Origin of the sequence: Corynebacterium sp. ES2715-CONJ3 (genome assembly GCF_024814365.1) — a bacterium.
Lineage (GTDB): Bacteria > Actinomycetota > Actinomycetes > Mycobacteriales > Mycobacteriaceae > Corynebacterium.
Window position 1 is genome coordinate 50,493 of record NZ_JANUXS010000005.1, and the last position, 18,904, is coordinate 69,396.

Sequence of the window (18,904 nt, forward strand, 5' to 3'; positions counted from 1 at the left end):
GCATCGTTAGCTTTACGATGTGCACATGCATTATCACCTGAAATCGCGAAGATTCACGCGGGCACCGCGATTAACGCGTCTAAAGAACGCTGATGGCACATGAAAAATCCCAGCCAGTTGGTAATCTGGCTGGGATTTATTTGGTGCGCCCGGAGGGATTCGAACCCCCAACCTTCTGATCCGTAGTCAGATGCTCTATCCGTTGAGCTACGGGCGCCTGGCGGAAATGAGAGGATGTGATCATCCTCAGTGTTTCCGCTTCTTTAAGCGTTTTATGCTTTTTTACTTTGCGCTTTAGGGATGTTCATAACCTGCTCCCTACTTCGCTGGGATCATGTTAGCAAAGATTTCATGCGGGTATAAAATCCGAGAGCCTAGAATTGCCACGCTCAGCCCATTGGATCATATATTTGCCAAATCTACGACTCGCCAGCAGCATACCTTCGAAGGCTCTATCTTATATTCCTGCACTGTATCTAGGTCGTTATGAACAATGAGCCGCCTATAGTGACGCTGACTTCTTGAGGACGCCTAAGCCTGTCTTTGGTGTTGTATACCCTCGCCACCCCAACGCGGTGCCGATTAGTTACGTTTATGGAGTGTTTATGCCCCAGCGCCGCGACCTAACGCAGGATTTCCAACCTCGATATAGCCCCTGCACTAGGAGTGCACCGCAGCACAGATAGGAACTTTATCAACCACGGCCGCGGCCGCTTGCAGCACACGATAAACTGGCCGCTCGACGCAAGATGTGCGACCTGGTTGATTCAGTAGACGATGGTGCAGTGAAGGACCTAGACTACGACGTCCCCCACGCTAGCCCACAAGAGAGGCCACGCCCGCTGCAGTGATCTTCCTGGGCATGACCGTATCTTCGAGGTGCGGGCAGACAGATTCGTCGCTAAACTGCTCATAAACCCAGACGAATACGCGCAGGCAGAAAGGATCAACGGGCCCCACCCCTCACGACTAGCACACGAACTCGGTGTAACCCGCCACATGATAGAAACCTGGCAAGCACTCCCCTCCCGCCACCAACTAGGAAAGACTTTCGCATGACAACACCCACACCAAACCCCAGCCAGAATGGCACGCCCATTCCGAACCCGCATGGCGCACCCATGACCCCCGCCCCAGCAAAGAAAAAGCTCAGCAAAGCCAAGATTTTCCTTGTGATCGGGCTCGTCTTGTTCATTATCGGAGCATGTAGCGCCCTCCTTGACAGTTCGGACACCCCCACAGCTGTTTCGACGACGACTGTAACCACCACCGTGGAAGTAGCCCCCGTCGAAGACGCTCCAGTGGAGGACACGCCCGCTAAGGAGTCCGCCTCCGAGGAAACCCCGGAAGTGGAGCCCCAAGGGCGTACAGTGAAAGCTGGCGAATCTGAATTCACTTGTAAAGATGTTCCTGCGGACGTTATGGAGTCAATCCTGCTTGGGGACAAGGATGATGACGGCGCGAACGCCACAGTCCTGGAAGCACAGATGGTGGAGGGCGTAGATAACCTATTCGTGACCGCCAATGTGGATTGGTACAACGCCGGTGATCCAGTTCAAGTGACTTTCGCGGTGGGAAATGGCGGGCAAGGCCCTATCTATTCACTCAGCAAGGGCACGAATATTTTGTTCAACTGGCCATATGTCGAAGAAGCTGCACGAGTAGACGCTTCAATAGCGGTGCGTGACTGCATATAGAACCCAAGAAAACCCCCACAGTAAGAAGACTGTGGGGGTTGTTTTTATGTGAGGGTGGCGTCGACTTTCGCCATGAGGGTATCGGTGCGCCCCGCGCGAACCTTCATGTACACCTGCGTGATCGTGTTTAGGTCTGTTTGCCCCAACAGTTTCCCGATCTCTTTTAGGTGCGCCCCTTGCTCCGCTAGACGCGTGATTAGCCAGTTCCTACCACAGTGGGGATCGATTTCAGTGGTGACGCCCGCTTTCGTCTCGGCGGTGCTGAGTCTGCTGCGGTAACTCGTATCCACAATCGGCTTCCCCCGCTCAGTAACCGTGGGTGGGTATATGGTTTTCTTCCCGCCCTCGTGGGCGACCTCGCACGCTACAGGCGGATAGTCCTCCAAGTGCTGGAGGTAGAGGGGGACGTGTCTGGCCATGATGGGGACGTCCCTGTAGCCCGCTTTCGTCTTGGGGGACTGCCAGTGCATGATGGTATGTGCCTTGCCGTCTATCGTTTCGTAGAGGCGTTGGGCGTTCTGCTCGACTCGCGCGAACACTCTGACACCTTCGGGGGTTTTGTCGATGATGAGATGATGGCGTTCAAGGGCGATAGCCTCCCCGATCCGCAGCCCGTGGAATAGCACGAGCGAGGTGAGTACCTTGTAGCGTGGTTGCATGGCGTTGAGTATTGCTTTCAGTTCTGCGTCGCTGGGGAGGTATTTCTCCTTGGTTTGGACTTTTGCGGTAGCTGCCTTGATCTGGACGGGGTTCTTGTCGATGATTTCGCGCTCAACCGCGCGTGCGAAAGCGGCTTTGAGGCGTTTGTAGGCTTGCTGGTTTATCATCTTGGAGGGGTAGGTACGGTTGACTGCTTCCCACCAGCGGTGAATATCGTCGATAGTCACCTCGGTTATTTTTAGCCCTGCTAGGTGGATGATGTCGAGGTCTTGGTCGCCTGGGGGAAGCGGTGAGGTGATCCTGTTGGATGTGACCCTCTCGTAGTTCTGCAGGGTTGATTCTTTGAGCGGTTTAAGCTGTGTTCTAAGTGATTCGTGGTAGGTGGTGAGCCATTCGGCCACTGTGGGGCTTTCAACCGGTGTGGCGTCCTCGTTGCGGGTTTTCGGTGGCGTCCATGCGTCGAGCTCGATGAGCTTTTCGTCTTCGGCGAGCCACGCGATTGCTCGGCGTTTATTTTTGAATATTCTGGGGGCTTGGTAGCGTCCGCCTTTGTGTCGGGAGCGAGCGCGCCATCGCCCTCTGGGGTTTTGCCCGAGCGTGCAGAAGGTGGCCATGGGGGTGCGACTCCTTCTAGATTTTTGGGTTTGGTTCTAGGGTCATTCTAGGGCCACTAGGGTCATTTTTGGGACGGATCGGGACTGATTGGGACAAACCACGGGCGACCATAACCCCAGCTAGACAGCAGAAAACCCAGCTACACGAGGTAGCTGGGTTTTTCTACGGCGGAGACGAGAGGATTTGAACCTCCGGTCCTTCGTTAAAAGGACAACTCATTAGCAGTGAGCCCCATTCGGCCGCTCTGGCACGTCTCCAAACCACAAGGCGATCCAAATAATTGAATCTCGCTAAATAATACGCACAACCCCAGCCGCGGCGCAAAACTGCCAAGTAAAACCTTGTATTCTCGACGCTCAACGCGATGATTCAGCACCCTGCAGTCTAGAATAAACCCATGCACATACGCGGCGACTTAAACGACATTCCTCCCTATATTCCAGGTGAAAACCTGCCTCACGCCCTTAAGCTCTCCAGCAACGAACTCAGCCACCCGCCACTTCCAAGCGTTCAGGAAGCCATGCATTCTGCGGTAGCTGGGGTGAATAGGTATCCGGATATGACCGCCCGCGCTCTTAAAGCACAACTCGCTGACCACTTGGAATTAGATGAAGCCTGCGTCACTGTAGGTTGCGGATCCTCTGCGCTGTGCCAACAACTTGTGCAGATTAGCTGCCTGGCGGGCGAGGAGGTCATCTTTCCGTGGCGCAGTTTTGAGGGCTACCCCATTTTTGCGCGCGTCGCCGGCGCCCGTCCCGTTCCCGTGGCTCTCACCTCAAACTTTGAGCACGATTTAGAAGCGATGCTGGCTGCCATTACAGAGCAGACGCGTTTGATTTTCTTATGCAATCCCAATAACCCCACTGGCACAGCCCTGCGCGCACCAGAATTTGAAGAATTTATGGATCAAGTGCCGTCTACTGTTATTGTTGCGCTCGACGAAGCCTATATTGAATACCTCCGCGATCCGCGTGCACCCATTGCCCTCCGCTACCTTCAGCGCTATCCCAATCTGGTGGGCTTAAGAACCTTCTCGAAAGCGTATGGCCTTGCAGGTTTGCGTATCGGCTACGCTTTCGGCAATCCCGCGATTATGACGGCCCTGAATAAGGTCGCGATCCCGTTCGGGGTAAATTCGCTCGCTCAAGCAGCAGCTATAGCCAGCCTGCACGCTCATGACGAAATTTTAGAACGCACCGAAGAAGTCGTGGCACAACGCGCACGGCTCGCCGATTTTCTAGAGTGCGGCAATTCTGAAGCAAATTTCCTCTGGTACCCCACTGATCAGGCGTCGATAATAGCTGCGAACTTACGCGAACAAGGGGTGATCACACGCGCTTTCCCAGAAGGCCTGCGCATAACCGTGACCACATCTACAGAGTGCGATGCGCTGATGGGAGCGTGGGAGGCTTGTGGACTGGCCTAGAACTTCAAACGCTTCTTAATTCGCCATTCATGGATAGTCAACCAAATGAGGATGATATCGATAATAGTCAGGGTGAGCAGCCCAATAGTGACCTCAAAATACATCTCATAGCTTTGATAGACTACAAAGCCCACTAAAACGGCGATCATCAGAGGATAGGCCCATAATTTGCCGCGCAAAACTGCCACAATCAGGATGGTTTTCACCACCGCATGAACTACTAGATAGAAGACGATATAGTTCTGAGTGCTGATGTCAATACTGTCGACGCTATTGATAACCGCGCGCGCGAATGGAGCGGAGGGGTCGGCGAGGAGCTGATCGCGGGTGAGCCATTCAGCCATATCGCGCCAGCGTTCCACAGGAATGACCTTGATCAGGGCGGCAAGGATAAGCTCGAAGAATCCCAAGATTAGCTTGAACCACAGCGTCGCTTTGAAGGTGCGAATCAAGACTTTATCTTGCGTACTTAGGTCTGCATTTTTCAGACTCACACACTGTCCTTTCCAGCGGCACAGAAGTTCTTCACCCCGCCGGGGTTACACCCCTTTCGCGAAGTAAACTACTGGCGACTATTGTAACCCTGCCACGGAAAAACACCAGACAGCGGCTGCTTCTTCAGGTTCTAAATGACTACGTTGATTTCGCGGCTTTCAGAGCGATGATTTCCAGGCATTTATAATCCACATCTAGGTTCGGGATCTTATGCGTTAGCCCACTCGTAATTGCTCGCCGCCTTTTAAGAGTTGGCCTGATTTTATGAGAAATACTGCCAGATATTAAAAGGGAGAGGAGTTATTGGTCACCTCAAGGGGATACCACTTCCACCACGGAGGACATAGCAATCACTCGTCGCCTCGCTCGTACGTCTCCCACTAGCTAGTTAATCTTTTCGACCGTGATTATTCGTAGATAGCAGGTTCCATCGAAAAAACAGCATATCTTTGCGGGCACATAAACTCTCAGGACACAGCAGGCGAGAGTGGATTGGGTGAGGGGTCTACATCAGAAGAAAAGCAGAAAGCAGTAGACAATCTGTAGCAGGGAGACTCCCACCAACCCCACTGTTTTCGGGCTATGAGTTTTTTGTATAGGGGTGGCGTCGATTTTCGCCATCGGAGTGTGGGCTCCTGCTGGATTCTTGACAGTTTAATTTTGGGGCCATTTTGGGGCCACTAGGGTCATTTTGGGGCCACCTTAGGGCCATTCTCGAGACAAACGAGAACAACAGCAGATACCTCACAGGAGACGATAACCCCTGCTAGACAGCTAAAAACCCAGCTACACGAGGTAGCTGGGTTTTTTTCCTTGCGGAGATGGAGGGATTTGAACCCCCGGTTGGTTTCCCAACGCTGGTTTTCAAGACCAGTGCATTCGGCCGCTCTGCCACATCTCCAGTGCGATTTTTCGCTTCCCAGATCATACATCTTTTCTGAAGGACACGCATAATCTACGGTAGCCTTGACTGTTATGAAAGCTATCGCAATTACAGAATCCAAAAAACTCGAACTCCTCGAGACACCAACTCCCCGTATCGCTGATGGAGAAGTACTTGTTAAGGTGCGCGCGGTAGGCGTTAATCGCGCTGATATCTTGCAAGCTGCCGGCCACTATCCACCCCCTGCAGGGGAATCCGAGATCCTCGGATTGGAGTGCGCAGGAGAAATCGTCGATCCTGGGACCACTCATAGGAAAAAGGGCGAAAAGGTTGCGTGTTTGCTTGCTGGTGGTGGTTACGCCGAATATGTGGCGGTACCTGAAGGTCAACTCTTCCCAATTCCGGCGGGTTACAGTTTCGCTGAGGCGGCTGCAGTAGTAGAGGTGGCAACCACTGTGTGGTCGAATATCGGCATGTTAACCGGCTTAGAAAAAGGACAGACCATTCTGATTCATGGTGGCGCAGGGGGAATCGGCACCTTTGCTATCCAACTGGCAAAACATATTGGGGCTCGAATTGCAGTGACCGCTGGCAGTGATGAGAAATTGCAACTGTGTCGCTCTTTAGGAGCCGATATCCCGATCAATTATAAAGAGCAAGATTTCGCCCAAGAATTGAAGAATTCCTGCGACCGTATCCTCGATATCATGGGCGCAAAATACCTTGACGCTAATCTCGACGCCCTTGCTCCTGATGGCCATATGGTCATTATTGGGCTCCAGGGTGGGGTTAAAGGTGAGCTCAATATTGGCAAGCTCTTAACCAAGCGGGGCAGTATCTCAGCGACCGCTTTGCGGGCCCGCGACCGCGCCGATAAGGCTCGGGTTGTCGCCGATACCACACGTCATATATGGCCTCTTTTGGAGTCAGAAGTGATTACTCATCATATTCACCGAGTATTCCCACTCGAGGAGGCTCAACGGGCACACGACCTACTTAAGTCTGGTGAAGTTTCTGGCAAACTTGTTTTGGAAGTTTCATAAAACTCGCACCATACTGGCAGTAAAAAGCCTCCGTTAACTTTGATTGGATTTCTCTTGAGAAAGTTGATCCGGGATCAAAGCAGCGGAGGCTTGTTATTTTTTATTTAGGCAGTAGACCGTTAGCTCGAGCAGTCTCCACCAAGATGGAAACGAGCGTTAGGGTGAGGCCAGTGGCCCACAGAATGGTATATGTAGTGCCGATGCGGTAGTCATTAGCGGCATCGTTCTTTAAAGAGCTTTGGATGGCTGCGTTATCCGCTGGCTTATCCTCAGAGGAAGAAAGGGCGGATCCGTATCCGGGATGTATGCCATTTCCGTTGGGATCGAAGAATTTTTTTAGCCACCAGTAGGTGTATTGCTCGTCGGTAATAGTAGACGAGGTCACATCATTAGCTTGAGCCACCGCAGTGGACAATGACAAGGCGGTAACGGCAGCCATGAGAGCGGCAGAGAATCGCTTCATAAAAACTCCTAAGCTTGAGGTTGAGTCTGAAGGTGCGCAGGTATTTGTGATCGATGCCTGCGAGCTATCAGTAGCATAATGAGATAGTTATTTATTAAAATACCCAATAGTAGAAATCAACCCTTTTAAGGGGTAGTTTCCTTTACTGCTCACCCTCAACGAGGGCAGCTAGACTCTGGACCAATCTATCAATATCGTGCCTGGTGTTATAGGGAGCCAAACTGCACGTAATAGCACCTTCTTCCTGATTGAGGCCCATCGCTACAAGCAGCGGGTCAAGCGTGGTCAGAGTGCTCACAACGCGATTATCAACCAGGTACTGATGGATTGTTTCCGCGCTTAAACCTGGAATGCAAAAAGTGGCACGAGGAAGCCGTGGCACCAATGAACCCATAGCTAATTCCCCACTGAGCCCAAAGGTGTATACGCTACTTATATGTTGTAAGGAATCATCGAGGTAGTGACCTAATTCGGTGAGGTATTCCCCCGCAGAATACACACTTCTCTCTAGACGGCGCCGCCTGGAGCCGCGATCCTGCTCCTCCATATCGGCTAGGTGCTCGATAGCCGCAATAACTCCCGCCATCAAAGCTGAAGAGACATCATTAATGAATACATCCCCCGCAAGGCGCGGCACCATGCTCGCACGCTGAAAAGCTAGACAGGATAGGGCAGGACCCCCGAGAACACTCAAATCGAGCGCAATGATATCTGCGCCGAGAGCTTCGAAAGTGACGGAGCTAAAACCCAAGGTAGGTGTAGCGTCGACAAGCAACCAACTGCGGGAGGTAGCGCGAATAATCTCGCTCATGCGCACCAGGTCATGCATAGAGCCAGTTAGCGGATGAGCACTCATGAGCGAGACCAGGCGGGTGGAGCCGGTAATGAGAGTGGCAAATTGCCATGGAGGTACTTCTCCCGTGCCTAAATCGGACTCGGCAATAATAGTGGGTCTACCGGTGATTGCATGAGTATTAAATCTCGAGGTAACTACCTCCCCGCCTCGGCGAAAGAGCGGTTCCACCGCACGCGATAGACGTTCGTATAGAACAGGCAGGCTAGGTCCAAAGATGATGGCGTCAGCTGTCGTGCTGGTGAGGTCAGCCACCGCGATGCGCGCACTGTTTTCCAAACCATCGGCGCCGAAGCGAACGCTAGTGCCGGCGCGACCATGAGAACCGGAGGCGCTTTCTTCGTAGTCCATCACCGCGGACATGCGGAAACCACGGGCAGTAGCGCTAGCGACTGATTCGGGAATTTGGGGGCGCTGGGCGGCATTCATATAGATCCAGCCATCCGCTAAAGATGGGTATAAACCCCTCATGCGTGCGCTATCGAACATCACCGTACTGTATCTCCCACCGTCTACCGGCATACCGAAGCCAAAACCCTTCTCTATAGTATGCCTGTCACTTTCAACTTATGCACCAGCCCAGCTAGGCTTATACTTCGTGGAGCACGAAGACAAGAATTTCACGAACCCAAGTCACCCTCAACCAGCCCCCGATCCCCTGATCGCTGCGAAGATTGAGCGAATAACTGCAGCGGACGGTATCGACCCAGAGCCGTCGCACTCGCGCACATTCGGTGCAGCGTGGCACGATCTGGTGCGCGGTTTTAAGCAGCACGAGCTGTGGCTGCAATTAGGCTGGCAAGATATTAAACAGCGCTATCGACGCTCCGTTTTAGGCCCCTTATGGATCACGATTGCTACCGGTGTGATGGCCCTTGCCCTCGGTTTTCTCTACTCTGTGCTCTTCAAAATCCCGGTAGCGACTTTTCTCCCGCACGTGACAGTGGGCCTTATTATGTGGACTTTTATTTCGGGCTGTATCAAGGAAGGAGCCGAGGTTTTTATCACCAATGAGGGCCTTATCAAGCAGCTCCCTTCTGCTCTCTCCGTCCACGTATACCGCCTTGTGTGGAAGCAGACGCTTTTTCTCGCCCACAATCTGGTGATCTGGCTCGTCCTTATGCTGGTATTTCCCCGCCCCTTGGGGTGGGACCTCCTGCTCGCCTTACCTGCGATGGCGCTCCTCATTATCAATGGGGTGTGGGTGTCGATGTTCTTCGGAATAGTGGCAACCCGCTACCGCGATGTAGCGCCCCTTTTGGAGTCTGGAGTGCAATTACTCTTCTATATCACCCCGATTGTGTGGATGACTCAGACCTTGAAGGATCAAGGTGGCACCATCTCAGAGCGCGCAAAATTAGCGCAGCTTAATCCGCTATATCACTATATGGAAGTGGTGCGCGCCCCCTTAATTGGTGCGGATCTACCCGCCTACCATTGGTGGGTTGTCATCGCGTGCACCGCCACAGGCCTTATCGTGGCGCTACTGGCCATGAAATACTGGCGTTTTAGGGTGAATTACTGGGTCTAGGCTCCCTTAACTAGAACCTCCGCGCAGCCCCAGATAACAACAATAAGGACAACGATCATGGTCTCCATCGATACTTATAATGCGTGCGTTGATTTCCCTATTTTCGACGCCAAATCTCGCTCCATGAAGAAGGCCTTCCTCGGTGCCGCTGGTGGCGCGATTGGGCGCAATAAAAATAATACGGTGGTGGTTGAGGCCCTGCGCGATATCAATCTTCACCTAAGAGAAGGCGACCGCGTGGGTCTGGTGGGCCATAACGGCGCCGGCAAATCTACTTTGCTCCGTCTCCTTTCGGGCATCTACGAACCTACCCGCGGTTCCGCGCATATACGTGGCCGAGTAGCCCCGGTTTTTGATCTCGGGGTGGGCATGGATCCAGAAATCTCAGGCTATGAAAATATCGTGATCCGTGGGCTTTTCCTTGGCCAAACACGCAAACAAATGCGTAAGAAGATGGACGATATTGCGGAGTTTTCCGAACTCGGCGATTATCTCGCTATGCCACTACGCACCTACTCCACAGGTATGCGTATCCGTCTGGCTTTAGGCGTCGTTACCTCTATCGAGCCTGAAATTTTGCTTCTCGACGAGGGCATCGGTGCCGTTGATGCCGCCTTTATGGCCAAAGCGCGCACTCGCTTACAAGAGCTAGTAGAGCGCTCAGGAATCCTCGTCTTCGCTTCTCACTCCAATGATTTCCTAGCGCAGCTATGTGATACTGCCATCTGGGTGGATCACGGACAACTACGCCAAGCAGGCCCCATCCCGGAGATTGTCCAGGCCTATGAAGGCAAGGAAGCCGCCGATCATGTGCGACGCATCATGAGCCAAAGCGATTAAGGTGAACCAAGATCTGTGGGAGCTCTACGCCCAACTGCGCTGTGCCCACTTGGTGGATCTCACCCACACCTTTTATCCCACCCAGCCACATTTCCCTGGCGATCCTGTAGAAGAACGCACTGAGATCACAAATATTGCAGATAATGGCTACGCAGTTACCCAGTACCGTCTCGTCGGACAATGGGGAACCCATATTGATGCTCCAGCACACTTTCTGCAATCTGGACGCACGGTTGATCGTATTGATACCGATGATATGATCAGCCCGCTGGTGGTCCTAGATTATCACCGTGACGTACAAACGAACCCGGATTTTCAGCTCGATAAAAAGACGCTCGTCTCCTGGGAGGCCACCTATGGGCCGATTCCCGAGAATAGTTTTGTGGCTTTCCGCTCTGACTGGTCGAAGCGCTGGCCGGATCAGCACGCACTACTAGGTCTCGATAACCACGGTCATCGCCATAGTCCAGGGTGGACTGTCGATGCCATTAATTTCCTAGTCCAACATCGCGGTATTAGAGCCATCGGACATGAAACCTTTGACACTGATCCTGGATTCCTCGTCGACCGCGGTGAGATGCCGGCCCAGTATGCGATCTTGGCGCATGATCGGTGGCAGATAGAATTGCTCACCAACCTCGATAAGCTCCCGGCGCGCGGTGGACTTTTATGGGCCTCGTGGCCTAAGCCTCTGGGTGGTACCGGTTTTCCAGCGCGAGCTATCGCGCTGATCTCTTAGTAATTATTTCCTTCTTTAAAGCGTTCGGGGTGACGCCAAAGAGTCCATAGGCTGACAATGAGAGTGGCGGTGAGAACCAGGGATACCAGACTAATCCCTAGGATGCTAAAAAATAGCACGGTCATGGCAGGGCTCATTCCACCGGCCCCGACGGGTTCCATAAAGTTATAACGGATATACATCCCGACGGCCACTAAAATCCAGCTGATCAGGGTTGCTCCTGTGAGTACGCGCATGTGGTCTCGCTTTCTGCCGATCGTTCTTTTGGGCTGTGTCTGCTTAGTCTATCAACCGAGCCATGCTCCCCACTCAAGGGTGCAGTCATTGCTATAAACGAACCGTCAATCAATAGACATAAGGGATGGATATGCAACAATATCCCTTATGGTATTGAGCTTGCAGGATAAAATTGCCGCCGTTATTGTCACCCACCACCGTGCTGATTTATTACGCCAATCCTTAGAGATTGTGGCGAATCAAACCACCCCAGTGAACTGGATTATCGTGGTAGACAATGGTGCCGAAGATGAGGTAGCCGATCTGCTTACGGATATCGCTGGCGAACGCGGAATCTACCTTCCCTCTCAACGCAACTTAGGAGGGGCCGGAGGCTTCGCCTACGGCTTCTTATACGCCTTATCGCTAGGCGCAGATGCTATTTGGTGCGCCGACGATGACGGGCATCCCGCCGATGAACACGTGCTCACCACCTTGCTTCACTGTGCCGAGCGGCATCAACTCGCTGAGGTCTCCCCCGTGGTATGCACCAAAGATCATCCCGATCAGCTGGCTTTTCCTTTAAGGCGCGGGCTCAGTTGGCGCCGTCATCGGCACGAATTGGTCGATCCCGATCATCCGGAGGCAGATATGCTTGCCGGGATTGCCTCTCTCTTTAATGGCGCTCTTATTTCCGCCGAGGCCATGGAGATTATCGGGGTTCCAGATTTGCGGCTGTTCATTCGGGGCGACGAGGTAGAATACCACCGTCGATTAGCGCGCTCTGGGCTACGCTTTGGTACCTGCCTAACAACCGCCTATCTACACCCCGACGGGGCGGCAGAATTTAAGCCCATTTTGGGCGGACGGATGCACACGCAGTATCCCGATAATGAACATAAACGCTTTTTCACCTACCGCAATCGTGGCTATCTAATGAATCAGCCTGGGATGCGGCGGCTTTTGCCGCAGGAATATGCTCGCTTCGGCTGGTTTTTCCTTGTGCAACGCCGCGATCTTACGGGCTTTAAAAAGTGGCTGAAACTTCACCGTCTAGGGCGCAAGGAACGATTTATCCGACCTAGCCCCGAGGTTCTTTAAAGATCACCATACGCTGCACCACGAAATTGGTAATAGTGGCCAGGCCTTGGGCTATGACGAAGGAGACGGTATCTACCGCTGCTTGCTCGAGGCCTAAGGAGCTCAGCGGAGCGTTGAGGATATAGTAAACAAAATTCTGTACCGCGAAGGTGGACAGATAGAGAGCAGCAACAGCAAGCCCTGACTTCTTCGACGTCGTGGCATTAAATGTCCATTTAGAATTCATCACATACGCAGTCACAGTGCCAGCACACCACCCGAGGGCCTTAGCACCTGAGCGCGGGAAGCCGAAGAGGTAATTCAGGATTAAGGTGCTGCCATAATCTACAATGGCCGCCACAATACCCACCGCAATAAAGCGACTCAACTGGGTTTTTAAAGAGGAAGATGGTGGTTGGGCACTCATGAGCATAGAGCATACCGCACCGCGCAGTCGGCTAAAATCAGGGGTCGTTAGCGCCTAAGCAATTCGCGATAAATATCCATCCGCTCTGCAAGATTCATGGTCTCTCGACCCCCCGCTCCCAAGGAAGCAAGCGCCGCCAAGGATTGTTGGCACATCAGCCGAGCGCTCGCTGGATCGATTTCTCCTTCCAGATCAAGTCCGTCAATCAGGGAAGAAATTATATAATCGGTGCGCTCTTTGCTGCTCATACAACTAAAGGCCAATACGCAGATCCAGAAGGCCTGCCTCCTATGAGGTTCTTTTTCGATCGGTAATTGCGAGAGTACCTGGCTAATGGTCGCATCTATTGTTGGGGTTCGCGAAAAATCTATGGCTTTTAGTAGAGGCACAAAATCATAAATACCTGAGGTGCGGATGATATCGACCACTTCTTCGTGGGCTAGGGCTAAAACCTCGTGAATGACCTTCGAGCCGGTGAGTGTGGCATTAATCGCCTGCGGATCGCACTCCCCTGGGCCGAAATTTCCAACCCCTGCGATGCAGATAATATCGGGGGTGGCTATATCGCGGGGGATAATATCGAGGACTTCGGTATCGAAGGACCACAGTCCCCATTCTTGATGCAGATGCTCGCCTGGCTCGGCTAGATACTCCCCCACTAAACGCGCAGGATCCAGGGCGGGGTAGAGTTTCGCAGCCGTGGTACAGCAGTCAGATTTATGGCCGTCGATACCGAAGACGGTAGGTAAAAGCGCATTAAGTTCGGCAATACTGAGAGCCTGATTGACCCCAATAAAGCGTACGATTTCCTCAGTGGCTGATACCGCTTGAATCCTCACAATGCTCGTTCGGGTACCCCATTCGCTTGCCGCCTTATTCATTTTTGCAGCCCGCACCGCAGTCAATGAGGTCACGTGGGTGGCAGGCGGTGAGGTGGGCATAGACTCCAGCCTAGACACAGATTCTTAATCAGGGTGGTGTGGTCTCTGCGGCACTGATAAATATTGGAAATATTGCCAGTATATTCTCAGTTTTGCTCCCCTCTTGGTGCTACTTGAGGAAGTACCATGGATGATATGTTTGGTCTTTTTAAAAAGAAGCAGCAACCAAAGCCCCATGTCGCGGCAGAGCGCACGAATCTGCCCATGAGCGATCATATGACGCGGCTGGTTGCTGAAGAGCTTCCCCTCCTCGATTCAGATTCGCGCGGGCGGATCTATTCCATCTTGGAATCCTACGAAGGACCGACAATCACCTCCCAGGAGGAGTTGCCTGAAGAGATTCGGCGCCTTCTCGATCTTTAAGCGGGAGTATCGCGTTATACTCCCGTCATCTTTCTCTCACCCGATCCCGTGCTCGGTACAATCTCACACCGAAGGTATTGGGATAGTGCCACGGCACATGGGTAGGGTGGAATCGTTATCTGTATCAAGAAAACAGTCCTTTTTACCTAAGAAAGTGGGCTAGACCCTTCATGACTGATCATTCTCTGCTTGCTACCCAAGCTCAGGAACTCACCGGTTGGGGACGCACCGCCCCCACCACCGCCCAGGTGCTGCGCACCCCCGATCTCGAGGAAATGGTGCGAGCCGTCCGCCTGGTGGCCGAGGATAATGCCGCGAAGCCGGACTATCTCAAGCGCGGTGTTATTGCCCGTGGCATGGGGCGTTCCTACGGCGACCCTACTCAAAACGCTGGCGGCTTGGTCATCGATATGCAGGATCTCAATAAGATCCATTCCATCGATCCAGAAACCGCAGTTGTTGATGTAGATGGTGGTGTCACTCTAGACCAACTCATGAAAGCCGCTCTGCCATATGGGCTCTGGGTTCCAGTTCTACCTGGTACCCGCCAGGTCACGATCGGTGGTGCCATCGGCCCCGATATTCACGGCAAGAACCACCACTCCGCCGGCTCTTTCGGCGATCACGTATTATCGATGGAACTGCTTGTTGCCGATGGCCGGATCCTCCATATTGAGCCAGAAGGCTCTGCGGACGATCCCGATGGCTCCCTCTTCTGGGCCACCGTCGGTGGCATGGGTTTGACCGGCATTATTGTGCGCGCCCGCATCAAGATGACCAGAACCGAGACCGCCTATTTCATCGCAGATGGCGATCTCACTGCCAACTTGGACGAGACCATCGAATTCCACTCCGATGGTTCGGAGAAGAACTATACCTACTCCTCCGCATGGTTCGATGCTATTTCCCCAGAACCCAAACTCGGCCGCTCCGCTATTTCGCGAGGCTCGCTGGCTACCTTGGCTCAGCTCGAGGAATTGAATCCTAAGCTGGCTAAGGATCCGCTGAAATTCAATGCGCCCCAATTAGTGACCGTTCCTGATATCTTCCCCTCATTCACCATGAACAAGCTATCCATGATGGCCATTGGTGAATTGTGGTGGCTCAAGTCCGGCACTTACCGCAATCAGGTGCAAAACCTCACTCAGTTCTATCAGCCCTTGGACCTGATCGGAGAGTGGAACCGCGGTTATGGTTCGCGTGGCTTCTTGCAGTACCAGTTCGTGGTCCCCATGGATGCCGTGGAGCCTTTCAAGGAGATCATCCGGGATATACAGCGCTCTGGCCACTACTCGGCTCTGAATGTATTTAAGCTCTTCGGACCGGGTAACCGCGCCCCGCTCAGCTACCCAATGCCGGGCTGGAATGTCTGCGTTGACTTCCCCATCAAGCGCGGCCTCGGAACCTTCCTTGATGAATTGGATCGCCGAGTTATGGAATTCGGTGGCCGTCTCTACTTAGCTAAGGAATCACGGACCTCGGCAGAGAATTTCCACAAGATGTACCCAGAGATAGAAAACTGGCTCACAACCCGCAATGCGATCGACCCGCACGGTGTTTTCGCCTCAGATATGTCGCGTCGCCTCGAGCTTCACTAATTCATTTCCCTCTCCTCACACTTTCTTAAAGGAAGGCATCAATCAATGCTTAATGCTGTGGGCCAAGCCCAATCTATTTTGCTCCTCGGGGGCACCTCCGAAATCGGACTCGCCATTGTCAAAGAATTCTTAGATAAGGGTCCAGCCAAGGTCATTCTGGCTGCCCGCGATAAATCCCCACGCCTCGACATCGCCGTCAATGACGTCAAAGCCTGGGGTGCCCAGGAGGTGGAGGTCATTAATTTTGACGCCACCGACTTCGACTCCCATCCAGCCGTTATCGACCAGGCTTTTGCTGGCGGCGATATCGACGTTGCCATTGTGGCCTTTGGTACCCTCGGGGATCAAGAAGCCCTCTGGCAAGACCAGAAGTTGGCTGTCGATTCCGCTCAGACCAACTTCACCGCAGCCGTCTCTGTGGGCGTACTCCTGGGTGAATACCTGAAGAAACAGGGTCACGGAAACCTCATCGCTCTCAGTTCCGTAGCTGGGCAGCGTGTCCGACGCTCTAATTTTGTCTACGGCGCTGCCAAGGCTGGCTTTGACGGATTCTACGTCAATTTAGGCGTTGCGCTGCGCGAATTTGGTGTGCGCGTACTCGTCGTTCGCCCTGGCCAGGTTCGTACCAAGATGAGCGCAGAGGCTGGTGAAGCACCGCTGACCGTAAATCGCGAAGATGTCGCAAAGGCAACCTTCAACGCTGTGGTGGCCAAGAAAGATGCGATCTTCGTCCATCCTCTCTTCCAGTACGTTTCGCTCGTATTCAAGGTGATTCCGCAGGCAATCTTCCGTAAACTCCCCTTCTAATTCTTCTGTTTTTAGAGGTTTTTTACAGGCTCTTTTAGGCACCGAGCAGGTCTTGATCATGATGATCAAGACCTGCTTTTTGTCACATAGACCCCTGTGGTTACAGTGGCGTATGCGCATAATTGGCTCTATGTATGGGAAACTAAAATAATGACTGTTCAGGACCAATCACCAAGTCTTTCGGGTTCGCGCTGCCAAACACAGCACCTCCAGCACCCGTCGGCTTATGCCCCTGATGTTTTGGCCACCCCCGTCACTGTGCTCGCAATAATCCTAGCGGGTCTCGGCGGTGGGCTTTTCACCCTCGCTTCGTGGCTTATTATTCACACCACAAATCTGCCCGCGTTTGGCCCCTCCAATGTGACCCGAGCTCTCTCCTCCCTCGGGTCCATGCTGGTTGTGTTGGTAACTGGACTAGTGGTCTACTTCCTTATGAGCGATGCAGCACACGCACGTCGCACCCCTCGGTGGCGACAGATTTTCAGCTACTTTATCTGCTATTTATCCCCAGCTGCACTAGTAGTAACCACCCTAGCTATCCCCCTCTCTGCCACCTCGCTATATCTATCAGGAGTGACAGTTGATCAGGGTTTCCGCACCCAGTTTCTGACGAGGCTCACGGACTCATGGCAACTCTCAGATATGAACTATATCGATATGCCCTCTTACTATCCCGGCATGTGGTTCTGGTTTGGCGGCCGATTGGGCGATCTACTTAATCTCCCTGGATGGGAAGTCTTCCAACCGTGGGCAATGGTATCGATTGCCCTGGCTGGAAGCGTGCTCGTCCCGGTGTGGCAACGTCTAACTGGAAGCCTCCCCGTAGCTACCGCCATCGCGTTGGTAAGCGTATGTATTGCGATTGTAACGAGTGCGGAAGAGCCCTATGCGGCTATCATTGCCCTCGGGGTTCCGGCGGCAACCATCATGGTGCACCGCGCCTTAGTTGGCGGAAATCTAGCGCTTGTGGGCATGACCTTGTACCTTGGGATCTCAGCCTCCTCTTATACGCTCTATACCGCGGTGGTGGCCTTGAGCTGCATAGTTGTGGCAGCTTGCTTTGCGGCCCTGGTCCTTAAATCCTTCGCACCTGTACTACGGCTGGGCATCATGGGTATTGGTTCCATGCTCTTAGCCGCTATCTGGTGGGCACCCTATCTGTATCAAGTTTTCTCCGGAGCTCCCACCAGCGGTTCCGCCGCCCAAAAATATCTGCCGCTCGCTGGTTCGCAGTTCCCACTTCCTATGCTGATCCCTGATGCTTTGGGAGTCATCTGCCTGATCGGCCTAATTTATCTGCTAATACGGTGGTCCCACCCAGATATTGCCACCATGGGGATCTCGCTCATGGTTTTCTACGGGTGGATTACGCTATCGATGGCTGTAACCCTCACCGGTACCACGCTTTTAGGTTTCCGCCTGGATGCCGTGGTGGCACTCATCATGGCTACCGCCGGGGTACTAGGTTTGGCTGAGTTGCGTCTATTGGGCGTCCACCGGCTCGTAACCACCGCCCAACCTGGAGGCCTCAGCCCCGGCTTTTCCCAAGCACTCACCACTTTTATGGTGGTTATCTTATCGATCGGTGGTGTGTCCTATGTACAAAATATTCCGAATCGTTTAGCCCACTCCATAGATTTGGCCTATACCGATACCGATGGCCGCGGCCACCGGGCAGATCTTTATCCCCCCAATGCCGAGAAATACTACCCTGAGATCGCTGACACGATTATGGCGAAGATAGCAAAACCCGCCCGTGAGATCATCGTCCTTACTGATCAGCGCAATCTTTTAGCCTTCCACCCCTTCCGCGGCTACCAAGCCTTCACCAGCCATTATGCCAATCCCCTAGGTGAATTTGAGGCTCGCAATGCGGCCATCGAATCCTGGGCCGAAGCCTCCTGGAAAGAGCAGATGACGGGCCAAGACCTGATCACTCTCATGGAACACAGTCCGTGGCGCATCCCTGATGCCATTGTGTTGCGCGGGGATCTCAAAGCTCTACAGAAGCAACTGGCCACAGGAGACAAACCCGACGGGTGGATCTTCGATATAGCCGAGGATATCTACCCCAACAATCCCAATGTGCGTTTTAAGGGCAGTAGCTTTAACCCTGCCGTTTTTCTCGGCGATAATTCTCCTTGGGAGATCACCCCAGTAGGATCATTTGTGGTGGTGACTAGGCAGTGACTCATCCGCACCCCCGCCCCTTATCCCCCGATCATTC

At 53.1% G+C, this 18,904-nt stretch carries 18 protein-coding genes and 3 tRNA genes; 11 read left to right on the forward strand and 10 right to left on the reverse strand.

Annotated features, from left to right (window positions below; all coding sequences use genetic code 11):
• Positions 1-141: 141 nt before the first annotated feature.
• A tRNA-Arg gene (locus tag NXT00_RS07030) sits at positions 142-217 on the reverse strand.
• 838 nt (positions 218-1,055) lie between these two features.
• On the opposite strand from NXT00_RS07030, the gene NXT00_RS07035 reads away from it, so the two are divergent.
• Positions 1,056-1,697: a hypothetical protein gene (locus NXT00_RS07035; protein WP_259158537.1), complete on the forward strand. Its 642-nt coding sequence runs from the start codon at positions 1,056-1,058 to the stop codon at positions 1,695-1,697.
• A gap of 44 nt (positions 1,698-1,741) precedes the next feature.
• Here NXT00_RS07035 and NXT00_RS07040 read toward each other — a convergent pair whose 3' ends face one another.
• Positions 1,742-2,971, reverse strand: coding sequence for a site-specific integrase (locus NXT00_RS07040; protein WP_259158538.1), 1,230 nt, complete (start codon positions 2,969-2,971; stop codon positions 1,742-1,744).
• Between the two features lie 169 nt (positions 2,972-3,140).
• Positions 3,141-3,229: transfer RNA gene (locus NXT00_RS07045), tRNA-Ser, on the reverse strand.
• Positions 3,230-3,369: 140 nt separating this feature from the next.
• On the opposite strand from NXT00_RS07045, the gene hisC reads away from it, so the two are divergent.
• The gene (gene hisC / locus NXT00_RS07050; RefSeq protein ID WP_259158539.1) at positions 3,370-4,398 is read left to right on the forward strand and encodes a histidinol-phosphate transaminase; all 1,029 of its coding nucleotides are present in this window, start codon (positions 3,370-3,372) and stop codon (positions 4,396-4,398) included.
• On the opposite strand, the gene NXT00_RS07055 is transcribed toward hisC, so the two are convergent.
• Together NXT00_RS07055 and NXT00_RS07060 are read right to left on the reverse strand one after the other, a co-directional pair.
• The gene (locus tag NXT00_RS07055) at positions 4,395-4,892 is read right to left on the reverse strand and encodes a DUF2127 domain-containing protein (RefSeq protein ID WP_259079172.1); all 498 of its coding nucleotides are present in this window, start codon (positions 4,890-4,892) and stop codon (positions 4,395-4,397) included. The genes hisC and NXT00_RS07055 overlap by 4 nt on opposite strands.
• Positions 4,893-5,709: 817 nt before the next feature.
• A tRNA-Ser gene (locus NXT00_RS07060) sits at positions 5,710-5,794 on the reverse strand.
• Between the two features lie 74 nt (positions 5,795-5,868).
• Here NXT00_RS07060 and NXT00_RS07065 point away from each other — a divergent pair.
• Positions 5,869-6,819 (forward strand): NAD(P)H-quinone oxidoreductase, encoded by a 951-nt coding sequence (locus tag NXT00_RS07065; RefSeq protein ID WP_259158540.1) that lies wholly within the window; start codon positions 5,869-5,871, stop codon positions 6,817-6,819.
• A 100-nt stretch (positions 6,820-6,919) separates the two neighbouring features.
• Here the strand turns inward: NXT00_RS07065 and NXT00_RS07070 are convergent, their stop codons facing one another.
• Both NXT00_RS07070 and NXT00_RS07075 read right to left on the reverse strand, forming a co-directional pair.
• Entirely contained in the window at positions 6,920-7,282 is a 363-nt protein-coding gene (locus tag NXT00_RS07070) for a hypothetical protein (protein WP_259079176.1), read from the reverse strand.
• Positions 7,283-7,424: 142 nt separating this feature from the next.
• Complete coding sequence (locus tag NXT00_RS07075; RefSeq protein WP_259158541.1) at positions 7,425-8,624, reverse strand: aminotransferase class V-fold PLP-dependent enzyme; 1,200 nt, start codon at positions 8,622-8,624, stop codon at positions 7,425-7,427.
• A 169-nt stretch (positions 8,625-8,793) separates the two neighbouring features.
• On the opposite strand from NXT00_RS07075, the gene NXT00_RS07080 reads away from it, so the two are divergent.
• From NXT00_RS07080 to NXT00_RS07090, 3 genes are read left to right on the forward strand one after another with little or no spacing between them, the layout of a single operon-like run.
• Positions 8,794-9,666, forward strand: a complete 873-nt coding sequence (locus NXT00_RS07080; protein ID WP_396124955.1) for an ABC transporter permease — start codon at positions 8,794-8,796, stop codon at positions 9,664-9,666.
• A gap of 57 nt (positions 9,667-9,723) precedes the next feature.
• Positions 9,724-10,506 carry an ABC transporter ATP-binding protein gene (locus tag NXT00_RS07085; RefSeq protein WP_259079185.1) on the forward strand — a complete coding sequence of 261 codons (783 nt, stop codon included), beginning with the start codon at positions 9,724-9,726 and terminating at the stop codon, positions 10,504-10,506.
• A 1-nt stretch (position 10,507) separates the two neighbouring features.
• Complete coding sequence (locus NXT00_RS07090; RefSeq protein ID WP_259158542.1) at positions 10,508-11,245, forward strand: cyclase family protein; 738 nt, start codon at positions 10,508-10,510, stop codon at positions 11,243-11,245.
• Here the strand turns inward: NXT00_RS07090 and NXT00_RS07095 are convergent.
• The gene (locus NXT00_RS07095) at positions 11,242-11,481 is read right to left on the reverse strand and encodes a hypothetical protein (RefSeq protein WP_259079189.1); all 240 of its coding nucleotides are present in this window, start codon (positions 11,479-11,481) and stop codon (positions 11,242-11,244) included. The two genes, NXT00_RS07090 and NXT00_RS07095, sit on opposite strands and share 4 nt — an antisense overlap.
• 148 nt (positions 11,482-11,629) lie before the next feature.
• Here NXT00_RS07095 and NXT00_RS07100 point away from each other — a divergent pair, with 148 nt between their 5' ends.
• Positions 11,630-12,562, forward strand: a complete 933-nt coding sequence (locus tag NXT00_RS07100; RefSeq protein ID WP_259158543.1) for a glycosyltransferase — start codon at positions 11,630-11,632, stop codon at positions 12,560-12,562.
• Here the strand turns inward: NXT00_RS07100 and NXT00_RS07105 are convergent.
• Together NXT00_RS07105 and NXT00_RS07110 are read right to left on the reverse strand one after the other, a co-directional pair.
• Entirely contained in the window at positions 12,543-12,968 is a 426-nt protein-coding gene (locus NXT00_RS07105) for a GtrA family protein (RefSeq protein ID WP_259079192.1), read from the reverse strand. The two genes, NXT00_RS07100 and NXT00_RS07105, sit on opposite strands and share 20 nt — an antisense overlap.
• Positions 12,969-13,015: 47 nt before the next feature.
• Entirely contained in the window at positions 13,016-13,909 is an 894-nt protein-coding gene (locus tag NXT00_RS07110; RefSeq protein ID WP_259079194.1) for a hypothetical protein, read from the reverse strand.
• 135 nt (positions 13,910-14,044) lie between these two features.
• Between NXT00_RS07110 and NXT00_RS07115 the strand changes: the two genes are divergently transcribed.
• The 4 genes from NXT00_RS07115 to NXT00_RS07130 all read left to right on the forward strand — a co-directional run bounded on the left by NXT00_RS07115 (position 14,045) and on the right by NXT00_RS07130 (position 18,867).
• Positions 14,045-14,272 carry a hypothetical protein gene (locus NXT00_RS07115; protein ID WP_259079640.1) on the forward strand — a complete coding sequence of 76 codons (228 nt, stop codon included), beginning with the start codon at positions 14,045-14,047 and terminating at the stop codon, positions 14,270-14,272.
• A 170-nt stretch (positions 14,273-14,442) separates the two neighbouring features.
• Positions 14,443-15,870, forward strand: a complete 1,428-nt coding sequence (locus NXT00_RS07120; RefSeq protein ID WP_259158544.1) for an FAD-binding oxidoreductase — start codon at positions 14,443-14,445, stop codon at positions 15,868-15,870.
• A gap of 45 nt (positions 15,871-15,915) precedes the next feature.
• Complete coding sequence (locus NXT00_RS07125; protein WP_259158546.1) at positions 15,916-16,677, forward strand: decaprenylphospho-beta-D-erythro-pentofuranosid-2-ulose 2-reductase; 762 nt, start codon at positions 15,916-15,918, stop codon at positions 16,675-16,677.
• Positions 16,678-16,827: 150 nt separating this feature from the next.
• A complete protein-coding gene (locus NXT00_RS07130) occupies positions 16,828-18,867 on the forward strand; it encodes a galactan 5-O-arabinofuranosyltransferase (RefSeq protein ID WP_259079205.1) in 2,040 nt (679 codons plus the stop codon).
• Positions 18,868-18,904 lie beyond the last annotated feature (37 nt).

Bases quoted from the DNA above. Each gene is read 5' to 3' on its own strand.
- NXT00_RS07035 (WP_259158537.1), top strand. From the start codon at position 1,056: ATGACAACACCCACACCAAACCCCAGCCAGAATGGCACGCCCATTCCG.
- NXT00_RS07040 (WP_259158538.1), bottom strand. From the start codon at position 2,971: ATGGCCACCTTCTGCACGCTCGGGCAAAACCCCAGAGGGCGATGGCGC.
- hisC (WP_259158539.1), top strand. From the start codon at position 3,370: ATGCACATACGCGGCGACTTAAACGACATTCCTCCCTATATTCCAGGT.
- NXT00_RS07065 (WP_259158540.1), top strand. From the start codon at position 5,869: ATGAAAGCTATCGCAATTACAGAATCCAAAAAACTCGAACTCCTCGAG.
- NXT00_RS07070 (WP_259079176.1), bottom strand. From the start codon at position 7,282: ATGAAGCGATTCTCTGCCGCTCTCATGGCTGCCGTTACCGCCTTGTCA.
- NXT00_RS07075 (WP_259158541.1), bottom strand. From the start codon at position 8,624: ATGTTCGATAGCGCACGCATGAGGGGTTTATACCCATCTTTAGCGGAT.
- NXT00_RS07085 (WP_259079185.1), top strand. From the start codon at position 9,724: ATGGTCTCCATCGATACTTATAATGCGTGCGTTGATTTCCCTATTTTC.
- NXT00_RS07095 (WP_259079189.1), bottom strand. From the start codon at position 11,481: ATGCGCGTACTCACAGGAGCAACCCTGATCAGCTGGATTTTAGTGGCC.
- NXT00_RS07100 (WP_259158543.1), top strand. From the start codon at position 11,630: ATGGTATTGAGCTTGCAGGATAAAATTGCCGCCGTTATTGTCACCCAC.
- NXT00_RS07105 (WP_259079192.1), bottom strand. From the start codon at position 12,968: ATGAGTGCCCAACCACCATCTTCCTCTTTAAAAACCCAGTTGAGTCGC.
- NXT00_RS07110 (WP_259079194.1), bottom strand. From the start codon at position 13,909: ATGCCCACCTCACCGCCTGCCACCCACGTGACCTCATTGACTGCGGTG.
- NXT00_RS07115 (WP_259079640.1), top strand. From the start codon at position 14,045: ATGTTTGGTCTTTTTAAAAAGAAGCAGCAACCAAAGCCCCATGTCGCG.
- NXT00_RS07120 (WP_259158544.1), top strand. From the start codon at position 14,443: ATGACTGATCATTCTCTGCTTGCTACCCAAGCTCAGGAACTCACCGGT.
- NXT00_RS07125 (WP_259158546.1), top strand. From the start codon at position 15,916: ATGCTTAATGCTGTGGGCCAAGCCCAATCTATTTTGCTCCTCGGGGGC.
- NXT00_RS07130 (WP_259079205.1), top strand. From the start codon at position 16,828: ATGACTGTTCAGGACCAATCACCAAGTCTTTCGGGTTCGCGCTGCCAA.